We start from the raw sequence: 15,847 nt of genomic DNA on the forward strand, positions 1-15,847 counted from the left end.
CGCCGGTTTTTTTATGCCTAGGAGGCAGCATGTCCCTCGTAACTCAATTGCGTAGCGAGCGCGCCACTATTAATGGCCAGATCCAAGCGCTGGCTCAGCTCGAAGCGGCTGGTACTTCGCTAACGGCCGAACAACTTGCCCAGTTCGAGCACCTCAGCACCCAGTTCAACCAGCTGACGGATAAGCTCGCGCGCGCCGAAGCGGCCGAGCAGATGGCGACTGCGAGCGCAGTGCCGGTCAACGAAGGCGCTCAAGGCATCAACGGCCCGCCCAGCAGCATCAGCGGCCCGTTCACTGCCAAGCCAGTGCCGGGGGCGAACATGGCGCAGATGGTACGTGTGCTGGCCGCTTCCCGCGGCGATCAGCAGGCCGCCGCGAAGATGGCCAGCGACTCCGGCTACAACCCTGAAATTGCAATGGCGCTCAGCACTGTGACGCCCGGTGCTGGTGGTGTGCTCGTACCACATAGCTTTTCCAGCGAAGTCATCGAACTGCTGCGTCCCAAGTCGGTGGTGCGCAAACTCGGTGCCGTGTCTCTGCCGCTGCAGAACGGTAACCTGACTGTCCCGCGAATCAAGGGCGGGGCTGTAGTCGGCTACATCGGCACTGAAGAAGACATGCCGACCACTGATATGCAGTTCGACGACCTGAAGCTGTCGTCGAAAAAACTGGCGGCCCTGGTGCCGATTAGTAATGACCTGCTTGCGTACTCTGGCACCAATCCCAGCGTTGACCGCCTTGTCGTGAACGACCTGGTTGCATCTGTAGCGACTGCGGAAGACCTCTCCTTTCTACGCGGCGCTGGCACCGGCAACCTGCCGAAGGGGCTGCGTTTCTGGGCACCGGCCTTCAACGTTTTCGCGGCGCCTGCTGCTGTGACGCTGGAGGCTGTGGAGTTTGCGCTGTCTGCGCTGATCCTGCGTCTGGAGAATGCCAACTCCAATATGACCGCCCCAGGCTTTGCCATGGCACCGCGCACCAAGCGCTGGCTGGCGGCACTGCGTGACGGCAATGGCAACAAAGCGTATCCCGAGCTGGACCAGAACATGCTCAAGGGTTTCCCGGTCGGTTCGACCACCCAGATCCCGATCAACCTGGGCGCTGAAGGTGATGCCTCGGAGATCCATTTCGCAGACTTCGCGGACTGCTTCATCGGTGAAGACGACGCCATGGTCATCGACTTCAGCAAAGAGGCCACCTACAAAGACGCCGGCGGTAACGTCATCAGTGCCTTCCAGCGTGATCAGACCCTCGTGCGAGTGATTGCCAAGCATGACTTTGGGCCACGACACGTCGAGTCGGTCGCAGTCATGACCGACGTCAAGTGGGGTAGCTCCCTGTAACCAACCTGCCCGGTACGCGGGGCACTTTATTTATCAGATCACGGAGCATCTCATGTCCAAGGTAATCGTAACCTTTGAGAAAAACTGGCGCGGCTACGCCGCTAACGAAACTGCAGGCTTCGATGCCGCTGTAGCCGAGAGCTTGATCGAGTCCGGCTATGCAATCCAAGCTGGCAAGCTAGGCGCGAAAAATGGCAAGAATGGGACCGGCAATACTGCCCCGGCCGCTAAAAAGACCGATGCCGACACTGCTGCCGGCGGTGCGGACAAATCGGAGGCTCATGCGGGCGCTGAAGGCAAGCCGTAGTCGTGGCGCGCCGTATCGCCTACACGGGGGCGCCCGTGCTGACGTTGGAACAGGTGGCCTTTCAATGCCGTGCTGAGCCAGAAGACCTGCAGCCTGAGCTGGTCGACCAGATCATCATCCCTGGAGTAACCGCCCAAGGTGAATCGAAAACGGGGGCGGCGATCCGTGAAGCGATCTATGAGGAAGACTGGCCGGCGACGTATCCGTCGGGGCATTCGCTGGACATTGGCCAGGTGGTCGCTGTCGAGTCCGTGGTGGTGCTGGGAGACGCCGGGCAGGTGACTCCCTTCGAGGGCCAGGTGGAGCTTATCCAGGGTGGGAAAGAGAGCTATTTGGGCTTTCCGGCTGGCCGGCCTGCCGGTCGGTTGAGGATCCGCTATCGCGCCGGGGTGGATGTGCAGGTCTATCCCGGCGTGCTGAGCTGGCTATTGATGGCAGCGGAAACGGCGTTCACCCATCGGGGGCTTCTGGTCGTGGGGCAATCCCTGGCCGAAGTGCCGTCGAGCTTTGTTGATCATCTTCTGGCGGATATCACCGTCCCACCGAGGTTTTAGCTATGGCGATGCGAGCATCGGCATTACGTGCACCTGCCTCAGGTGAGTTGAAGCACCGCATGGAGGTTCGGAAAAGGTCTGACAGGCCTGGTAACCCCGGCCTGGAGTCTGAGTTCCAGCACGTCTGTTGGCGCCGGGTAAAGGTTGAGCCGCTTGGCACGGCGACTTACGCCAGCGCCCAGCAGACCAAAACGGCTCTAACTCACCGCTTGTATTGCCGTTTCATACCCGATCTGGACGCAAGTTGTGAGTTCGTTGGTCGTGGCCGTGTTTATCGGGTTAAGCGGCCCACCGAGCTTGCAGGCTTGCAAATCTGGTCGGTGGTGGAGGTGGAGGAACTGGGGCCGTCCAACCGCGAAGGAGGGCAGTCTAATGGCCAACTCAGTTTCGATTGACGGTTACCTGCACGTCGATGGATTCGACAAGTTCGATCAGGAGGCTTTCAACAAGCGGAAGATCCGCGCTGGCATGCGCAAGGCGGGAGAGCTTGTGACTGGCAGGGCGCAGATGAACTTGGCGTTGGGCGGTGGCCAGAATGGCTACCCGGTCAACCGCACCGGCGCTACCACCGCATCCATCGGTTTCAAGGTGTCGCGCGCTGGATTCCTGGTGCGGGTTTCGCCAAGCAAGACCAGCAGCATGAAGGAGTTTTACCCGGCCTACCTGCATTACGGCGTTCGCTTGGGCTCGAAGGTGCGTGGTCGCGGCCCTGGTTGGAATCGCCGTGCGCGGGGACAACGCAAAGCGCTGCTGGAGGCTCGGCGACAAAACGTCTGGCGCATCACCCCGCGCGACAACTACATGACCGACGCGTTGGCCGACAGTCGCGCCGAGGTGCAACGCATCCTGCAGCAGGCTTTCGCCGCCGCGCTCCTGAACTGAGAAACCTACATGAAAATCACTCCTGTGATTGAGCAGTTGCGCACCTATGCGCTCGGCTTTGGCGGGCGTGTGGCTGGTGGTCTGGATTGGGATCCGACCGCTGACAGCGCCAAGATGGAGCCACCTGCAGCCTACGTGATCGCCGTCGGCGATTCGGCCGATGAGCCCGAATCGCAGAACGTATACACCCAGGCAGTGCGCGATGCCATTGACGTGTGTGTGGTGTTACCGACCGACGACGAGCGTGGGCAATCGGTGGCTGACCCATTGCATGATTTGCGCGCCCAGTTGTGGCGCGCTCTGGTGGGCTTCGAGCCCGATCCCGAGTCGGGGCCGCTGCTCTACGACGGCGGCCAGCTGTTGCTGCTCGACCGCGCGCGCGTTGTCTACCGCTATCGCTTCTATGCCGACTTCCAGTTGGGCCGCTGGGAGCAAACCGGTGAAGGAAAGCCGCAAACCTGGCAGGAATGGAAGCTCGCTGGCTTGCCCGACCTGGAGGGGATCGATACCCGCTTCGACTTCATCAACCCCCTGAAAGACCCCAACGTCACGGCCCCAGGCCCTGACGGGCGAATCGAGTTCACAATCCGGGAGAACCTGACCCCATGAAAATCATGAATCTCAAGCCGGCGCCGGGGCGTGAATGCCCGATGCCGCATAACCCGCGTGAGCTGCTGCCCGCCGGCGGCGCCGCGGTGCCCATCAATGCGTATTGGCAGCGCCGCGTGCTCGATGGCGACGCCGTGGAACAGAAGGCCAGCACCAAGGGGAGCAAGGCGCAATGAGCGTAAGTTTCAGCAACATCCCCAGCGACATTCGCGTGCCGCTGTTCTATGCCGAAGTCGACAACTCCATGGCCAACAGCGGTGCATCCAGTCTGCGCCGACTGCTGATCGGCCAGGTCAACGACGACGCGGACGGCCCTGAAATTGGCCGCCTGACCCTGGTGTCACGGACTAGCGAGGCCAAGGACATTGGCGGCGTCGGTTCGATGCTGGCCAGCATGCACGCCCGTTGGCGTGCCATCGACGTGGCCGGCGAGGTCTGGTGTCTGCCGCTCAAGGTTGACACCGGCGTGGCCGCGAGCGGCACCGTTACCGTAATGGGGTCGGTCGAGTCGGCCGGCCTGGTCACTCTGTACGTGGCCGGCCAGCGCGTGCGCGCCCTGGCGGTGGCGGGCGCCTCGGCCGATGTGGTGGCCACTGCCCTGGCGGCGGCCATCAATGAGGCGATCGACCTGCCGGTTACCGCGACGGTGGCCGCCGGCGTAGTCACCCTGCAGGCGAAGTTCAAGGGGGATCTGGGCAATGACATTCAGGTGCAGTTGAACCGCCTGGGTCGTGTGAACAGCGAGGTAACCCCCGCAGGCTTGACCATCGTGGCCACGGGCATGACCGGCGGTGTCGGCAGCCCTGACGCCGCTGCCGCGTTGGCCGCGCTGGGCGACGAAGAATTCGAATTCATCGCCCAGCCCTGGAGCGACGCCGACACCCTGGACGCCTGGAAAGAAACCATGGACGACAGCGCCGGCCGCTGGTCCTGGGCTAAGCAGCTGTACGGCCACGTCTACAGCGCGAAGCGCGGCACCCTCGGCGAGTTGGTCGCGGCTGGTCGCCTGCGCAATGATCCGCATGTGACCGTGCATGGCTTCGAGCGCGGCGTGCCGCAGCCGGTGTGGGAGGTGGCCGCCGCCTGGGCTGCCCGTACCGCTGTGTTCATCAGTGCCGACCCGGCGCGGCCGACGCAAACCGGTTCGCTGGCTGGCATCGACCCGGCCGAAGCGAGCGACCGTTTCACCCTGACCGAACGGCAGTCGCTGCTGACCAGCGGGATCGCTACCGCCGCTTACAACGGCGGCAGCTATCGGATCGAACGCGCCATTACCACGTATCAGCGCAACGCTTATGGGCAGGCCGATGATTCGTACTTGGACAGCGAGACGCTGCACCAGTCGGCGTATGTGATCCGCAACCTGCGCAGCATCATCACCAGCAAGTACGGCCGCCACAAGCTGGCCAACGACGGCACCCGCTTTGGCCCTGGCCAGGCGATCGTCACGCCAAAGGTGATTCGCGGCGAGCTGGTCGCGGCCTACGGCGCCATGGAGCGTGACGGCATCGTGGAAAACGCCGAAATGTTCAATCAGTACCTGATTGTGGAGCGGGACGCGAATAATCCGAACCGCCTCAGTGTGCTGTTCCCGCCGGACCTGGTGAATCAGCTGCGTGTATTCGCGCTGCTGTACCAGTTCCGCCTGCAGTACCCCGAAGCGACGTAATCCGCATCGTTCAACGCCGGCCCGCCCTGTGCGGGCTTTTTTATGGGAGATCCCTTTATGGGTCAGAAAGTCGCAGGCACCTGCTACGTCAAGGTTGACGGTGATCAGGTCGTGATCACCGGCGGCGTAGAAGCGCCGATGAGTGACGTTAAACGCGAAACCATCGTGCGGGGCTTCTTCAAAGAAGAAGACCTGGTGCCGTATGTGGTGGTCGACGCGGTGAAAACCCCCAACTTCCCCCGGGCCAAGCTGGCCGCCGGCATCAACATGACCATCACCGCCGAGTTTGCTGACGGTTCCGTGTACGTGCTGAGCGGCGCGTACCTGGTCGATGAAACCAAAGTGACCGGCGATGACGCCAAGGTCTCGCTCAAATTCGAAGGCATCCAAGGAGACTGGCAGTAATGAGTACCGTAACCCATACCCTCGCAGCACCGATTCAGGCCCACGGCGAAGAAGTCAAAGAGCTGACCCTGCGTCGCCCCACCGTGCAGGAATGTCGGGCCATCAAGTCGCTGCCCTACAACGTCGGCGACAGTGGTTATCCCGTTATGGAGGTCGAGACGGCGGCCAAGTACATCGCTGTGTGTGCCGGGATTCCGGCAAGTTCGGTAAACCAGCTGGACTTGACCGACCTGAACGGCATTGGCTGGACCATCGTCGGTTTTTTCACGCGCCAAGATTCAGCTCAGTCGGAAGCCTGACCGAGCTGGCCTATGACCTGGCCTGGTGGTGGAAAGCCACCCCAGGCGAGGTGCTGGGCTGGACCCTCGACACGTTGTTCGAGAGCGAAGAAAACGCGTGGCGCATCAACGCGCTGACTGGGGGTGGTGGTGGCGGATAAATTCCAGCTAAAGGCCCTGATCACCGGCGTCGACAAGCTGTCGCCGGTGCTCAGTGGTGTGCGCAAGAATGCGGCCATGCTGCGCAAGCAGTTGAACAGCTCGGGCCTGGGCAAGATCACCTTTGGCGAAGCCCTGCAGGGCGGTGCCATTGCGGCGCCGTTCGTCATGGGGGTGAAGGCCGCCATGGGTTTCGAAAGCGCCATGGCCGATGTGAAGAAGGTGGTTAACTTCGAGTCGCCGGCGCAGTTCAAGGTGATGAGCGACGACGTGCTGGGCCTGTCCGAGCGGCTGCCGATGGCGGCCGAGGGCATCGCGCAGATCGTCGCGGCGGGTGGTCAGTCGGGCATTGCCCGGGAAGAGCTAAAGCGCTTCGCCGAAGACGCCGTAAAAATGGGCGTGGCCTTCGACCAAACGGCCGAACAATCCGGTTCGATGATGGCCAAGTGGCGCACGGCCTTCAAGATGAACCAGACCGAAGTGGTGACCCTGGCCGACCAGATCAACTACCTGGGCAACACCGGTGCAGCGAGCACGGGGCAAATCTCCAACATCCTGACAGCCATTGGCCCGCTGGGTGAGGTGGCGGGCGTCAGTGCTGCCCAGTTGGCCGCGATGGGTTCGACCCTTGCCGGCGTGGGCATCGCCCAGGACGTGGCGGCTACCGGCATCAAGAACTTCATGCTGACCCTGACCGCTGGCACGGCGGCCACCAAGTCGCAGAAAGAGGCGTACAAGGCGCTGCGCCTGGATGCCAACGAGCTGGCCAAGGGCATGCAGACCGACAGTGAAGGCACGATTAATCGCGTGCTGCAGACGCTGGCCAAGGTCGAGAAAAGCAAGCAGGCGGCCGTGCTGACCAACTTGTTCGGCAAGGAGTCGGTAGGGGCCATCGCGCCGCTGCTGACGAGCCTGGGCACGCTGCAGAAGAACTTCAAGTCGGTCGGCGACGCGAGCGAGTACGCGGGGTCGATGAACAACGAGTATGTCGCTCGGGCAGAAACCACGCAGAACGCCATGCAGCTGCTGCAGAACCGGGTGACCCGCCTGGGCATCACCGTTGGCAGCATGCTGTTGCCGCCGCTGAACGACTTCATGGCGACCGTGGGGCCGATTGTCAGCAGTGTCAGCGCGCTGGCCGCCGCGCACCCCTGGTTGATTAAGGGCGTGCTGGGGGCGGCGGTGGGCTTCACCGTGCTGCGCCTGGCTACGGCCGGCGCTACGGCGGCCCTGGCCATGATGAACGGCGTGGCGAGCATGAGTCCGATCGGGATTGTCGTGCGCGGCATCGCCATCGCTGCCGGCGTGCTAATCGCCAACTGGTCGACCGTGGCGCCGTACTTCCAGCAGGTATGGGACAAGATCAAGGGGCCAGCGATGGCCTTGTGGGGCTGGATGAAAACGGCCTTCGCCTGGTCGCCGATCGGACTGATCGTGGCCAATTGGGAGCCGCTGAGCCGCTACTTTGTGGCCCTGTGGGATGAGATCAAAGGCCCGGCGATGACCGTGTGGGGCTGGATGAAAACCGCCTTCGCCTGGACGCCGCTTGGCCAGATCGTCGCCAACTGGCAGCCACTGAGTCGGTTCTTTGCCAGCCTATGGGGCCTGGTCAAGGCCCTGGCGGTGCCGTTCATGGGCTTTATGCGGACCCTGTTCGACTATTCCCCGCTTGGGTTGATCGTCAACAACTGGGGGCCAATCAGCGGCTTTTTCCAGGGCGTTTGGGAGGTGGTCAAGGCGCTGTCGGTGCCGTTCCTCGACTTCCTCAAGACCATGTTTGATTTCAGCCCGTTGGGAATGATCGTCAAGCACTGGGAGCCAATCACGGCTTACTTCAAGGGGCTGTGGGAAAAGCTGCGCCCGATCGTTGAACCCATGATGAAGTTTATGGGCTTCGACTCCGAAGGCGGCGGGGTGATCCAGGCCGCGACCAGCAAGGTCAACGCCTGGACCGAACAGCAGCAGGCGCGTAACGCGACCGCCCAGCCGCTGCCCGGGACCATCAATATGGGCAGCTTGATGGGGGTGGCCGGACAGCCCCTGCCGCTGGTGGCATCGCCATTGGCCCAGCACGCCAAAGCCAGCCTGGCCCAAGGCTTGACCCCTGGAGAGGCCGCCAAACGTGCCGAAACCAACGGTTTGCCGGGCATAAGCCTGCCGTCTGTGGCTTCGCCGTCTTCGGGGGCTTTGGCGGCTTCGCGGGGTTCGCTGGTGCAGCAGTCTGGACAGCCCAGTAAAGCCCAGCTGGAAGGCTCTATGGTGGTTCGCTTCGACAACGCGCCGCCAGGTATGCGGGTCGAGCAGGCCCAAAGCAACCAGCCAGGCCTGCAGGTTAGCCCGCAAGTCGGTTACCGCTCACTTGGGAGGACTCCAGGATGACGACCTGGCGTGATCAGCTACACGGGGCCTCCTTTCGGGGGGTGCCCTTCCACGTCGACAGCGACAGCATGCCAGTCGGTCGGCGCACCCAGGTGCATGAGTACCCCCAGCGGGACAAGCCGCTGGTGGAAGACCTGGGCCGCGTAACGCGGGAAATCAAGCTGGCGGCCTTCGTGATCGGCGAAGACTTCCTGGTTAAGCGTGATGACCTGCTGAACGCCTTGGACAAGCCCGGCGCCGGCGAGCTGATCCACCCCTGGTACGGCCGCTTGATGGTCACAGCGACGGGGTGTTCGGTGAGCCATGAACGCCGTGAGGGTGGGATGGCGCGCTTTGACCTGGTGTTTGTGGAAGACGGGGAAAAGGGCTTTCCCGCCGGCGTGCCGAACACGGCGCGGCAGCTGGAAGAGTCATCGGAAAGTCTGCTGCAGTCGGCTATCAGACGTTACAAGGCCGCTATGGCCATGGTGAATCGCGCGCGTCTGGCCGTGGTCGTGCTGCAGAACGGAATCGCCGGGGTGCAGATGGCCATCGCCTCGGAGCTGCGCCAATTGACGGGTTTGGTCGGCTCGGTGGAAGCCTTGGCCGACATGCTGATCAACGCCCCGGGCAACTTCAGCGCGATGATCCGGGGGCAGTTTTCCAGCATCGGCGGCAGCCGCTCGACCGGCTATCGCTGGGGGCCGTCGAGCAGTGATTCGACCGGTGGAGCGTCCGCGACCAGCGCCGCCTCATCGAGCATTGAGGCCGACCCGGAATTTGCCAGCACGGTGGCCGGGCTGCCCGAAGCCGATCCGGTGTTTGCCAGCTTTACCGACTCGGGTCGGGCCATTGCCGGCCAGGTCGAGCAGTCGCGGCAACTGGCGGCACAAGTGGCAGCCGCTGCAGCGGTCATCCAGGCCGGTGGCGGTGTGACGGGAGGCGTCGAGACGGCGGCAGTGGTCGATGCCGCCCGCGAGTTGATGCGTGATGCGCTGATCGTCCTGGCGGTGCGCACAGCGGCCGCTATGCCGGTGGTGCAGGCGCCGGCGCAGCTGTCGGGCTACCCGTCTTTGGCGCAGCAGGTGGTGTCGCCGATCGAGCGGCCCGACGTGCCGGTCACCGCCGACGTGGTGGCCGTGCGTGATGCGATCGAGGCCGCGCTAGTGGCGGCGGGACAAGTGTCGCCGCATGAGCATTTCGAGGTGCTGGAGGTGGTGCGCAAGCAGGTCCGCGCCCACCTGACCGAGGTCGCCCGCGCCGGTGTGCGGCTGGCCGAGGTCACTACCCAGGAAAGCCTGCCGGCGGTCGTGCTGGCCTACCAACGCTACGGCGATGCTACCCGCGCCGGCGAAATCGTTACGCGTAACAAGGTCGCGCACCCGGGGTTCTTGCCTGTCGGGACGTTGGCCATCGCACAAGAGTAAGCCTATGGACAAGATGAACGCTGTCACGCTGAGCGTGAACGGCCTGGACTATCGCGGCTGGAAGAAAGTCAGCATCAGCGCGGGGATTGAGCGGCAGAGCCGCGATTTCCGCCTGGGCGTGACTTGGCGCTGGCCTGGCCAGGCGGTGGAGATCCCGGTGCGCCAGGGCGATTACTGCGAAGTACGCATCGGTGATGACCTGGTGCTGACAGGGTGGGTGTTTGGCACCCCGATCAGCTACGACAGCCAGAGCGTGGAGCGCTCGGTGTCAGGGCGCTCGCTGACTGCCGATCTGGTCGACTGCTCGGCCGTCAACAAGCCGGGCCAGTGGCGTGGGCAAAGCGTGCAAAAAATCGTTCAAGCGCTGGCCGACCCCTACGGGGTCAAGGTGCTGAGCGAGGTGGCGGAAACCACCAAGCTGGCCGACCACCAGATCGAGCCGGGCGAAACGGTGTTCGAGTCGATCGACCGGCTGCTGACGCTTTCCCGGCTACTGTCGACCGACGACGCCCGGGGGCGGGTGGTGATCATCCAGCCCGGCAGCGCGGGGCGTGCGGCGGATCGCCTGGAGCTAGGGCAGAACATCCTGACCGGCAGCGCCGAACTGGACTTTTCCGGGGTGTTCTCTGAGTACCGCGTGACGGGTCAGCGCTCAGGGTCAGATACGGCCTACGGCGCCCAGGCCAGCGAGGTGAAAGCCGGGGTGACAGATCCGCGAGCCACCCGCCACCGGGTGCTGCTGATCCATGAAAGCGGCCAGATGACCCCGGAGCTGGCCCAGGCCCGGGCCAACTGGGAGCGCGGCAGCCGTATGGGCAAGGCGCTGACCCTGCGCTACAGGGTGCAGGGCTGGCGGCAGTCCAACGGCGCGCTATGGCTGCCCAACATGATCGTACGGGTGGTCGATCCGTTAATGGGCATCGACCGCGACATGCTGATCAGTGAAATCGAATACGTCATGGACGACGCCGGCACGGTGGCCAACATCGTGGTAGGCCCGCCGGATGGGTTCGACCCGGAGCCGAAAGATCCGCACAAGGCCCGCAAGCTCAAGAAAGGCGGCAAGGCCGACAACTTCGAATACCTCATCCCAGCAGACTGGAAGCCAGGCCAATGAAGCCCATGAAAAATTTCATTACCCGGGGCGTGGTCGCCCTGGTCGATGCCGGCCGCAAGCTGCAGGGCCTGCAGATGCGTCTGACCGCCGACGAAGTGAAAGACGGTATGGAGCACTTCGAGCCTTACGGCTTCACGTCCAACCCTCAGGCCGGGGCCGAGGGCCTGGCGGCGTTCCTGAACGGCGATCGCTCGCATGGCGTGGTGATTTGCGTGTCCGACCGGCGCTTTCGCCTGCTGGGCCTGGAGAGCGGCGAGGTAGCGCTATACACCGACGAGGGCGACTTTCTGCACTTCAAGCGCGGCCGGGTGATCGAGGTCGAGACGGCGACATTCAAGGTCAAGGCCGCAACGGCGGTGGAGTTCGACACACCGGTGATCCGCACCACCGGCCTCATTGAGTCGGAAGGCGACCAGATCGCCGCCGGCGTCAGCACCTCACTGCACGTTCACGAAGGGTCGGACAAGAAGCCGGTTAAGGGGGGCTGATATGGAACTGTTCAGCGATGAGGCCTCAGAGCAGGCCTGGCAGCGGGCGGTGGTCATCAGCCTACTGACCTGGCGGCGCGCCGACGACGGCGACCTGCTGGACGACGACCAGCGCTATGGCTGGTGGGGTGACACGTTCCCCACGCTAGGGCGCGACCGGATAGGTTCCCGCCTGTGGCAACTACGCCGGCGCACCCTGACGGATGACACCTTGCGCGACGCCGAGGCGTTCGCCCGCGAGTCGTTGGCCTGGCTGGACGATGACGGCCGGGTGGGCGCCGTTACCGTAACGGCGTCACGCGGGGTCAGTCGCCTTGACCTGCAGGTGGTGCTGTCGATGCGTGACGGGTCGGTAATCGATGTTCAACTAGACAGCCTGTGGCAGGTGATCAATGCCATTTGAAACCCCTACATTGCCCGCGCTGATCGCCCGGGCACAGTCTGACCTGTCCGGCGGTAGCGCGCTGCTGCGCTCCGACGCCGAGGTGCTGGCCCGTGTCCTGGGCGCGGCGGCCTACGGTCGCTATGGCCATCAGCAATACATCGCCGATCAGATCCTGCCGGACACGGCCGACGATGAGACGCTGCTGCGCATGGCCCGGGCGCGGCTCAAGCGCGACCGTCTGGAAGCGGTGGCGGCCACCGGCGCGGCGGGCTTTACCGGCGCCGTCTCGGCGCTGCTGGACGCCGGCACGCTGCTGCAGCGCGATGATCAGGTGCTGTTCCGGGTGCGCACCACGGTCAAGCTGACCGCCACGTCGGGGATCGCCGAGATCGAGGCCTTGGACGCCGGCGAGCTGGGCAACACGCCGGCCGGCACACAGCTGCGCCTGGTGTCGCCCGTACTGGGCGTCAATGAGGTGTTCACCGTCGATGCTGACGGCCTGGCTGGCGGTACCGAGCAGGAAAGCATCGAGACGCTGCGCGGCCGGGTGATCCGCTCCTATCGCGTCATTGCCCATGGCGGCAGCAAAAGCGACTACGAAACTTGGGCGCTTGAGGTGGCCGGTGTGACCCGGGCCTGGGTGGTGCGGCACTGGCTTGGTCCGGGCACGGTGGCGGTGTTCTTCGTGCGTGACGGTGATATCGACATCATCCCCAACGCCGAGGCGCTGGCCACGGTGGCGGCCTACATCGAGCAAGAGCGGCCGGTAACGGCTGAGGTCTACGTGCTGCCGCCGGTTGAGAAACCGGTGCAGTACCAGCTGTCGGTCACCCCGGACAGCAGCGCGGTGCGCCGCGCAGTGGAAGCCGCCCTGGTCGACCTGCACAACCGGGAATCGGAGCTGGGCGGCGGGCTGTTGGCCACGCACATCGCTGAGGCCATCAGCGGCGCCGTGGGCGAGCGCGACCATGTGGTTAACGCACCGGTCGGTAACGTCACGGCGGCCGGCAATGAGCTGCTGACCTATGGGGGTGTGCTGTGGTCGTGAGAACGGTAGACGACTACCACGCGCAACTGCGCGCCTTGCTGCCCCCCGGGCCAGCCTGGGATCGGGAATTTAACCCAGGCGTCGACCAGATCCTGCAGGCGGCCGCCGGAGAGCTGGCCCGCGAGGATCTGCGCGCCGTGGCCCTGCTCGCCGAAAGCGAGCCGGCCACCGTGCGCGAGCTGGTACCGGACTGGGAGCGGGTCATGAGCCTGCCCGACCCGTGCATGGGCGAATCCCCGTCGTTCCAAGATCGGCAGCTGGCGGTGCGCCGGCGCCTGTTGGAGGTGGGCGGGCAGACGCCGGCGTATTTCGTTGACTTAGCATTCAGCCTTGGTTACCGGCAGGCGCGGGTGGTCGAGCACCGGGCGCCCCGCTTTGGGCGTGCTCGCTTCGGTTCGGCCCGCTTCGGCACCTGGGGTGCGCAGTTCATGTGGACCTTGGAAACAGGGCCGCGCCAAGCCTCGGGTAGCCGCTTCGGTTTCAGCCACTGGGGGCAAACCTTTGGCGGCGCCTCGAATGGCGCCCTTGAATGCCTGGTCAGTCGATCGGCGCCGGCGCACACACTCGAAACAATCAACTACGGATAAAGCACAATGGATTACCCGAAAAGTACGCCCAACGTGGGCTTGGTCGGCGGCAAGTTCGTTGACGAGAATACCGGCACCGGCCAGCCCGGTTCGTTGATCCCAGCGGCCTGGGGTAACGCGGTCACGGACGAATTACTGGCGGTTATCAAGGCGGCCGGCCTGGTGCCCAGCGAAAGCGACCTGGGCCAGCTGCAGAAGGCGATCCAGAATATTGCGGCCAGTGATGTGAAACGCACGGTGCGCGTCGCTACCACCGGCCCAATAGCGCTCTCGGGCGCGCAAGCGATCGACGGCGTAGCCGTCATGGTGGGTGACCGTGTGCTGGTGAAGGATCAGGCCGCCGGCGCGCAGAACTGGATTTACACCGTAACGGCCGGCGCCTGGGTCCGCGCCCTGGATGCCAACGAGAGTGCCGAATGCACGCCGGGTCACCTGGTGATTGTCGAAAGCGGTACTGCCAACGCCGGTTCGATCTGGCAATTGGCGAACACCACCTTGCCGACCCTTGGCACGACCGCCCTGGTGTTTGCAAAGGTGTTTGGCAAAACCGGCGTGGCCGCTGGCAGCTATCGCCAGGTGACAGTCGACGTGCAGGGACGTGTGATGGCAGGAGCCAACCCGACCACGCTGGCCGGCTACGGCATCACTGATGCGTACACGCAGGCACAAGTCGACGCTTCGCAGGCCTTGAAAGCGCCTTTGGCCAGTCCGGCCCTAACTGGTGTTCCTACTACACCGACTCCAGCAGCGGGCACCAATTCCAAGCAGGTGGCGAACACCGAGTTTGTGCAGGCCGCCATCACTGCGCTGATCGCCGGTGCGCCTGGTGCTCTAGATACGCTGAAAGAGCTGGCCACGGCGCTGAATAACGATCCCAACTTCGCTACCACGATTGTCAATGCGCTGGCCACCAAGGCGAACATTGCTACGACGCTGGCAGGCTATGGCATTACTGACGCTATCAAGCAGGGTGATCTGGGGCTTTGCGCTACTGCCGCCCCTCTCCTTGGCAACTTCAAAACCGTGAACCCTACAGGCACTTACTACGGGTACGGGTTGGACGCGACGTTTCCCACTCCAGGAGCGCCGCCCGGGAGCAAGAATAACCTTCTTGCTGTGTTCGCCCTTTCGCCGCGCCCCGATCGGACCTATTACCTGGCTTTTGAGAATGGTGGGTCAAGCATTCAGCGGCAGTTCTGGCTGGGGCAGTACGCGGTTCAAGGTGATTCGCTTTTCTGGTCATCCATAACCACAAGCGATCAAGAGGCCACGCAGCAAGAAGCCCAGACGGGCACTACAGAAGGCAAGTGGTGCAGTCCTTTGCGGGTCTTCCAGGCGCTGCGTTCGGCTGCAGCTAAGGCGACCGAAAGCCTGCTGGGCGTGCTTCGTGTCGGCACCCTCGCCGAGGTGAATGCGGGCACCCTGGATGATGTGGCAGTGACCCCAAGAAAGCTGCGCTACGGCTCGGCTTACCTGATCGCCGCTAACGGCTATGTGGTTTTCCCTGACTGGTTCGGCGGGCTGACGATCCAATGGGGTACGGCTCAAGTGAACTCGAACGGCACTAACGGGGGTACTGCGCGGGCAACCTTGCCGCGAGCGTTCGCAAATAGCTGTTTCGGCGCCGTAGGCACGCGGGTCGGCGCAGCGCTGATTAACGGTAACTATTCCGTTTATACATCGCCGGTAAGCCAATCGCAGTTGGATTTGGTGGTTGACGCTGTGACCGGGTCGGAGCCAGCGGGTAACCAAGGTGTCTTTTATATCGCAGTGGGGAACTAACGTGACTGAGATTCTGTTTTGCCCTGCCACTATGGGGTTTTATATCGGCGGACGATATGGCGCTGCGCTGGAGCATCCGTGTGTTGAGGTGTCTGCAGAGATGTATCGGCAGCTGGCAGGCCAGGTGCTTGCCGTGGGTGAAGATGGCCTTCCTGTTTTGGCCTCAACCTTGCCGCTGAGCGCCGATCAGCTTGCCGAAAATGAGCGAGCGTGGAGGGACACTGCTTTGGCCATTCCCTGCGCCATGCGAGATCGTCACCGTGATGAGGTCGAATTAGGATTGAAGACAACAATTGATCCTGCGTCATATGCCGAGTTGCTGAGTTATATCCAGCAGCTGCGCGAATGGCCCCAGTCAGAGCATTTTCCATCAATCGAGCACCGGCCGATCGCGCCGCTCTGGATCGCTGAGCAAGCCCAATAAAGCCCCGCACTGACGGGGCTTTTTC

At 63.5% G+C, this 15,847-nt stretch carries 19 protein-coding genes; all 19 read left to right on the plus strand.

What is annotated here, in order from left to right; all coding sequences use genetic code 11:
• The first annotated feature begins 29 nt into the window (after positions 1–29).
• The 19 genes from ACF8K2_RS08290 to ACF8K2_RS08380 all read left to right on the plus strand — a co-directional run bounded on the left by ACF8K2_RS08290 (position 30) and on the right by ACF8K2_RS08380 (position 15,822).
• The gene (locus ACF8K2_RS08290) at positions 30–1,343 is read left to right on the plus strand and encodes a phage major capsid protein (protein WP_392464274.1); all 1,314 of its coding nucleotides are present in this window, start codon (positions 30–32) and stop codon (positions 1,341–1,343) included.
• A gap of 52 nt (positions 1,344–1,395) precedes the next feature.
• Positions 1,396–1,650 carry a hypothetical protein gene (locus ACF8K2_RS08295; RefSeq protein ID WP_392464275.1) on the plus strand — a complete coding sequence of 85 codons (255 nt, stop codon included), beginning with the start codon at positions 1,396–1,398 and terminating at the stop codon, positions 1,648–1,650.
• Positions 1,651–1,652: 2 nt separating this feature from the next.
• Entirely contained in the window at positions 1,653–2,204 is a 552-nt protein-coding gene (locus tag ACF8K2_RS08300; protein ID WP_392464276.1) for a hypothetical protein, read from the plus strand.
• Between the two features lie 59 nt (positions 2,205–2,263).
• Positions 2,264–2,599 carry a phage head closure protein gene (locus ACF8K2_RS08305; protein ID WP_392464493.1) on the plus strand — a complete coding sequence of 112 codons (336 nt, stop codon included), beginning with the start codon at positions 2,264–2,266 and terminating at the stop codon, positions 2,597–2,599.
• Entirely contained in the window at positions 2,577–3,086 is a 510-nt protein-coding gene (locus ACF8K2_RS08310) for a hypothetical protein (RefSeq protein ID WP_392464277.1), read from the plus strand. The genes ACF8K2_RS08305 and ACF8K2_RS08310 overlap by 23 nt, the downstream gene beginning before the upstream one ends.
• A gap of 9 nt (positions 3,087–3,095) precedes the next feature.
• Positions 3,096–3,695 (plus strand): hypothetical protein, encoded by a 600-nt coding sequence (locus tag ACF8K2_RS08315; RefSeq protein ID WP_392464278.1) that lies wholly within the window; start codon positions 3,096–3,098, stop codon positions 3,693–3,695.
• Positions 3,692–3,871 (plus strand): DUF2635 domain-containing protein, encoded by a 180-nt coding sequence (locus ACF8K2_RS08320; RefSeq protein WP_392464279.1) that lies wholly within the window; start codon positions 3,692–3,694, stop codon positions 3,869–3,871. The genes ACF8K2_RS08315 and ACF8K2_RS08320 overlap by 4 nt, the downstream gene beginning before the upstream one ends.
• Positions 3,868–5,364 carry a phage tail sheath subtilisin-like domain-containing protein gene (locus tag ACF8K2_RS08325; RefSeq protein ID WP_392464280.1) on the plus strand — a complete coding sequence of 499 codons (1,497 nt, stop codon included), beginning with the start codon at positions 3,868–3,870 and terminating at the stop codon, positions 5,362–5,364. The genes ACF8K2_RS08320 and ACF8K2_RS08325 overlap by 4 nt, the downstream gene beginning before the upstream one ends.
• 57 nt (positions 5,365–5,421) lie before the next feature.
• Complete coding sequence (locus tag ACF8K2_RS08330) at positions 5,422–5,769, plus strand: phage tail tube protein (protein ID WP_392464281.1); 348 nt, start codon at positions 5,422–5,424, stop codon at positions 5,767–5,769.
• Entirely contained in the window at positions 5,769–6,068 is a 300-nt protein-coding gene (locus ACF8K2_RS08335) for a phage tail assembly protein (protein ID WP_392464282.1), read from the plus strand. The genes ACF8K2_RS08330 and ACF8K2_RS08335 overlap by 1 nt, the downstream gene beginning before the upstream one ends.
• Positions 6,069–6,197: 129 nt before the next feature.
• Positions 6,198–8,585: a phage tail tape measure protein gene (locus ACF8K2_RS08340; RefSeq protein ID WP_392464283.1), complete on the plus strand. Its 2,388-nt coding sequence runs from the start codon at positions 6,198–6,200 to the stop codon at positions 8,583–8,585.
• Positions 8,582–9,991, plus strand: a complete 1,410-nt coding sequence (locus tag ACF8K2_RS08345; protein WP_392464284.1) for a DNA circularization protein — start codon at positions 8,582–8,584, stop codon at positions 9,989–9,991. The genes ACF8K2_RS08340 and ACF8K2_RS08345 overlap by 4 nt, the downstream gene beginning before the upstream one ends.
• A gap of 4 nt (positions 9,992–9,995) precedes the next feature.
• Positions 9,996–11,108: a phage baseplate assembly protein gene (locus ACF8K2_RS08350; RefSeq protein ID WP_392464285.1), complete on the plus strand. Its 1,113-nt coding sequence runs from the start codon at positions 9,996–9,998 to the stop codon at positions 11,106–11,108.
• Complete coding sequence (locus tag ACF8K2_RS08355; RefSeq protein ID WP_392464286.1) at positions 11,105–11,596, plus strand: phage baseplate assembly protein V; 492 nt, start codon at positions 11,105–11,107, stop codon at positions 11,594–11,596. Before ACF8K2_RS08350 ends, ACF8K2_RS08355 begins: the two co-directional genes overlap by 4 nt.
• 1 nt (position 11,597) lies before the next feature.
• A complete protein-coding gene (locus tag ACF8K2_RS08360; RefSeq protein WP_392464287.1) occupies positions 11,598–11,999 on the plus strand; it encodes a phage GP46 family protein in 402 nt (133 codons plus the stop codon).
• Positions 11,989–13,029 (plus strand): baseplate J/gp47 family protein, encoded by a 1,041-nt coding sequence (locus tag ACF8K2_RS08365; RefSeq protein WP_392464288.1) that lies wholly within the window; start codon positions 11,989–11,991, stop codon positions 13,027–13,029. Before ACF8K2_RS08360 ends, ACF8K2_RS08365 begins: the two co-directional genes overlap by 11 nt.
• Entirely contained in the window at positions 13,020–13,616 is a 597-nt protein-coding gene (locus ACF8K2_RS08370) for a YmfQ family protein (protein ID WP_392464289.1), read from the plus strand. Before ACF8K2_RS08365 ends, ACF8K2_RS08370 begins: the two co-directional genes overlap by 10 nt.
• 6 nt (positions 13,617–13,622) lie before the next feature.
• Positions 13,623–15,398, plus strand: coding sequence for a hypothetical protein (locus ACF8K2_RS08375; RefSeq protein ID WP_392464290.1), 1,776 nt, complete (start codon positions 13,623–13,625; stop codon positions 15,396–15,398).
• Between the two features lies 1 nt (position 15,399).
• Positions 15,400–15,822, plus strand: a complete 423-nt coding sequence (locus ACF8K2_RS08380) for a phage tail protein (protein WP_392464291.1) — start codon at positions 15,400–15,402, stop codon at positions 15,820–15,822.
• Positions 15,823–15,847 lie beyond the last annotated feature (25 nt).

Origin of the sequence: Pseudomonas sp. xss_2 (genome assembly GCF_043104195.1) — a bacterium.
GTDB lineage: Bacteria > Pseudomonadota > Gammaproteobacteria > Pseudomonadales > Pseudomonadaceae > Aquipseudomonas > Aquipseudomonas urmiensis.

What these genes read in the sequence shown, in the direction of transcription:
- ACF8K2_RS08290 (WP_392464274.1), top strand. Translation starts at nt 30, where the DNA reads ATGTCCCTCGTAACTCAATTGCGTAGCGAGCGCGCCACTATTAATGGC.
- ACF8K2_RS08295 (WP_392464275.1), top strand. Translation starts at nt 1,396, where the DNA reads ATGTCCAAGGTAATCGTAACCTTTGAGAAAAACTGGCGCGGCTACGCC.
- ACF8K2_RS08305 (WP_392464493.1), top strand. Translation starts at nt 2,264, where the DNA reads ATGGAGGTTCGGAAAAGGTCTGACAGGCCTGGTAACCCCGGCCTGGAG.
- ACF8K2_RS08310 (WP_392464277.1), top strand. Translation starts at nt 2,577, where the DNA reads ATGGCCAACTCAGTTTCGATTGACGGTTACCTGCACGTCGATGGATTC.
- ACF8K2_RS08315 (WP_392464278.1), top strand. Translation starts at nt 3,096, where the DNA reads ATGAAAATCACTCCTGTGATTGAGCAGTTGCGCACCTATGCGCTCGGC.
- ACF8K2_RS08320 (WP_392464279.1), top strand. Translation starts at nt 3,692, where the DNA reads ATGAAAATCATGAATCTCAAGCCGGCGCCGGGGCGTGAATGCCCGATG.
- ACF8K2_RS08325 (WP_392464280.1), top strand. Translation starts at nt 3,868, where the DNA reads ATGAGCGTAAGTTTCAGCAACATCCCCAGCGACATTCGCGTGCCGCTG.
- ACF8K2_RS08330 (WP_392464281.1), top strand. Translation starts at nt 5,422, where the DNA reads ATGGGTCAGAAAGTCGCAGGCACCTGCTACGTCAAGGTTGACGGTGAT.
- ACF8K2_RS08335 (WP_392464282.1), top strand. Translation starts at nt 5,769, where the DNA reads ATGAGTACCGTAACCCATACCCTCGCAGCACCGATTCAGGCCCACGGC.
- ACF8K2_RS08345 (WP_392464284.1), top strand. Translation starts at nt 8,582, where the DNA reads ATGACGACCTGGCGTGATCAGCTACACGGGGCCTCCTTTCGGGGGGTG.
- ACF8K2_RS08350 (WP_392464285.1), top strand. Translation starts at nt 9,996, where the DNA reads ATGGACAAGATGAACGCTGTCACGCTGAGCGTGAACGGCCTGGACTAT.
- ACF8K2_RS08355 (WP_392464286.1), top strand. Translation starts at nt 11,105, where the DNA reads ATGAAGCCCATGAAAAATTTCATTACCCGGGGCGTGGTCGCCCTGGTC.
- ACF8K2_RS08360 (WP_392464287.1), top strand. Translation starts at nt 11,598, where the DNA reads ATGGAACTGTTCAGCGATGAGGCCTCAGAGCAGGCCTGGCAGCGGGCG.
- ACF8K2_RS08365 (WP_392464288.1), top strand. Translation starts at nt 11,989, where the DNA reads ATGCCATTTGAAACCCCTACATTGCCCGCGCTGATCGCCCGGGCACAG.
- ACF8K2_RS08375 (WP_392464290.1), top strand. Translation starts at nt 13,623, where the DNA reads ATGGATTACCCGAAAAGTACGCCCAACGTGGGCTTGGTCGGCGGCAAG.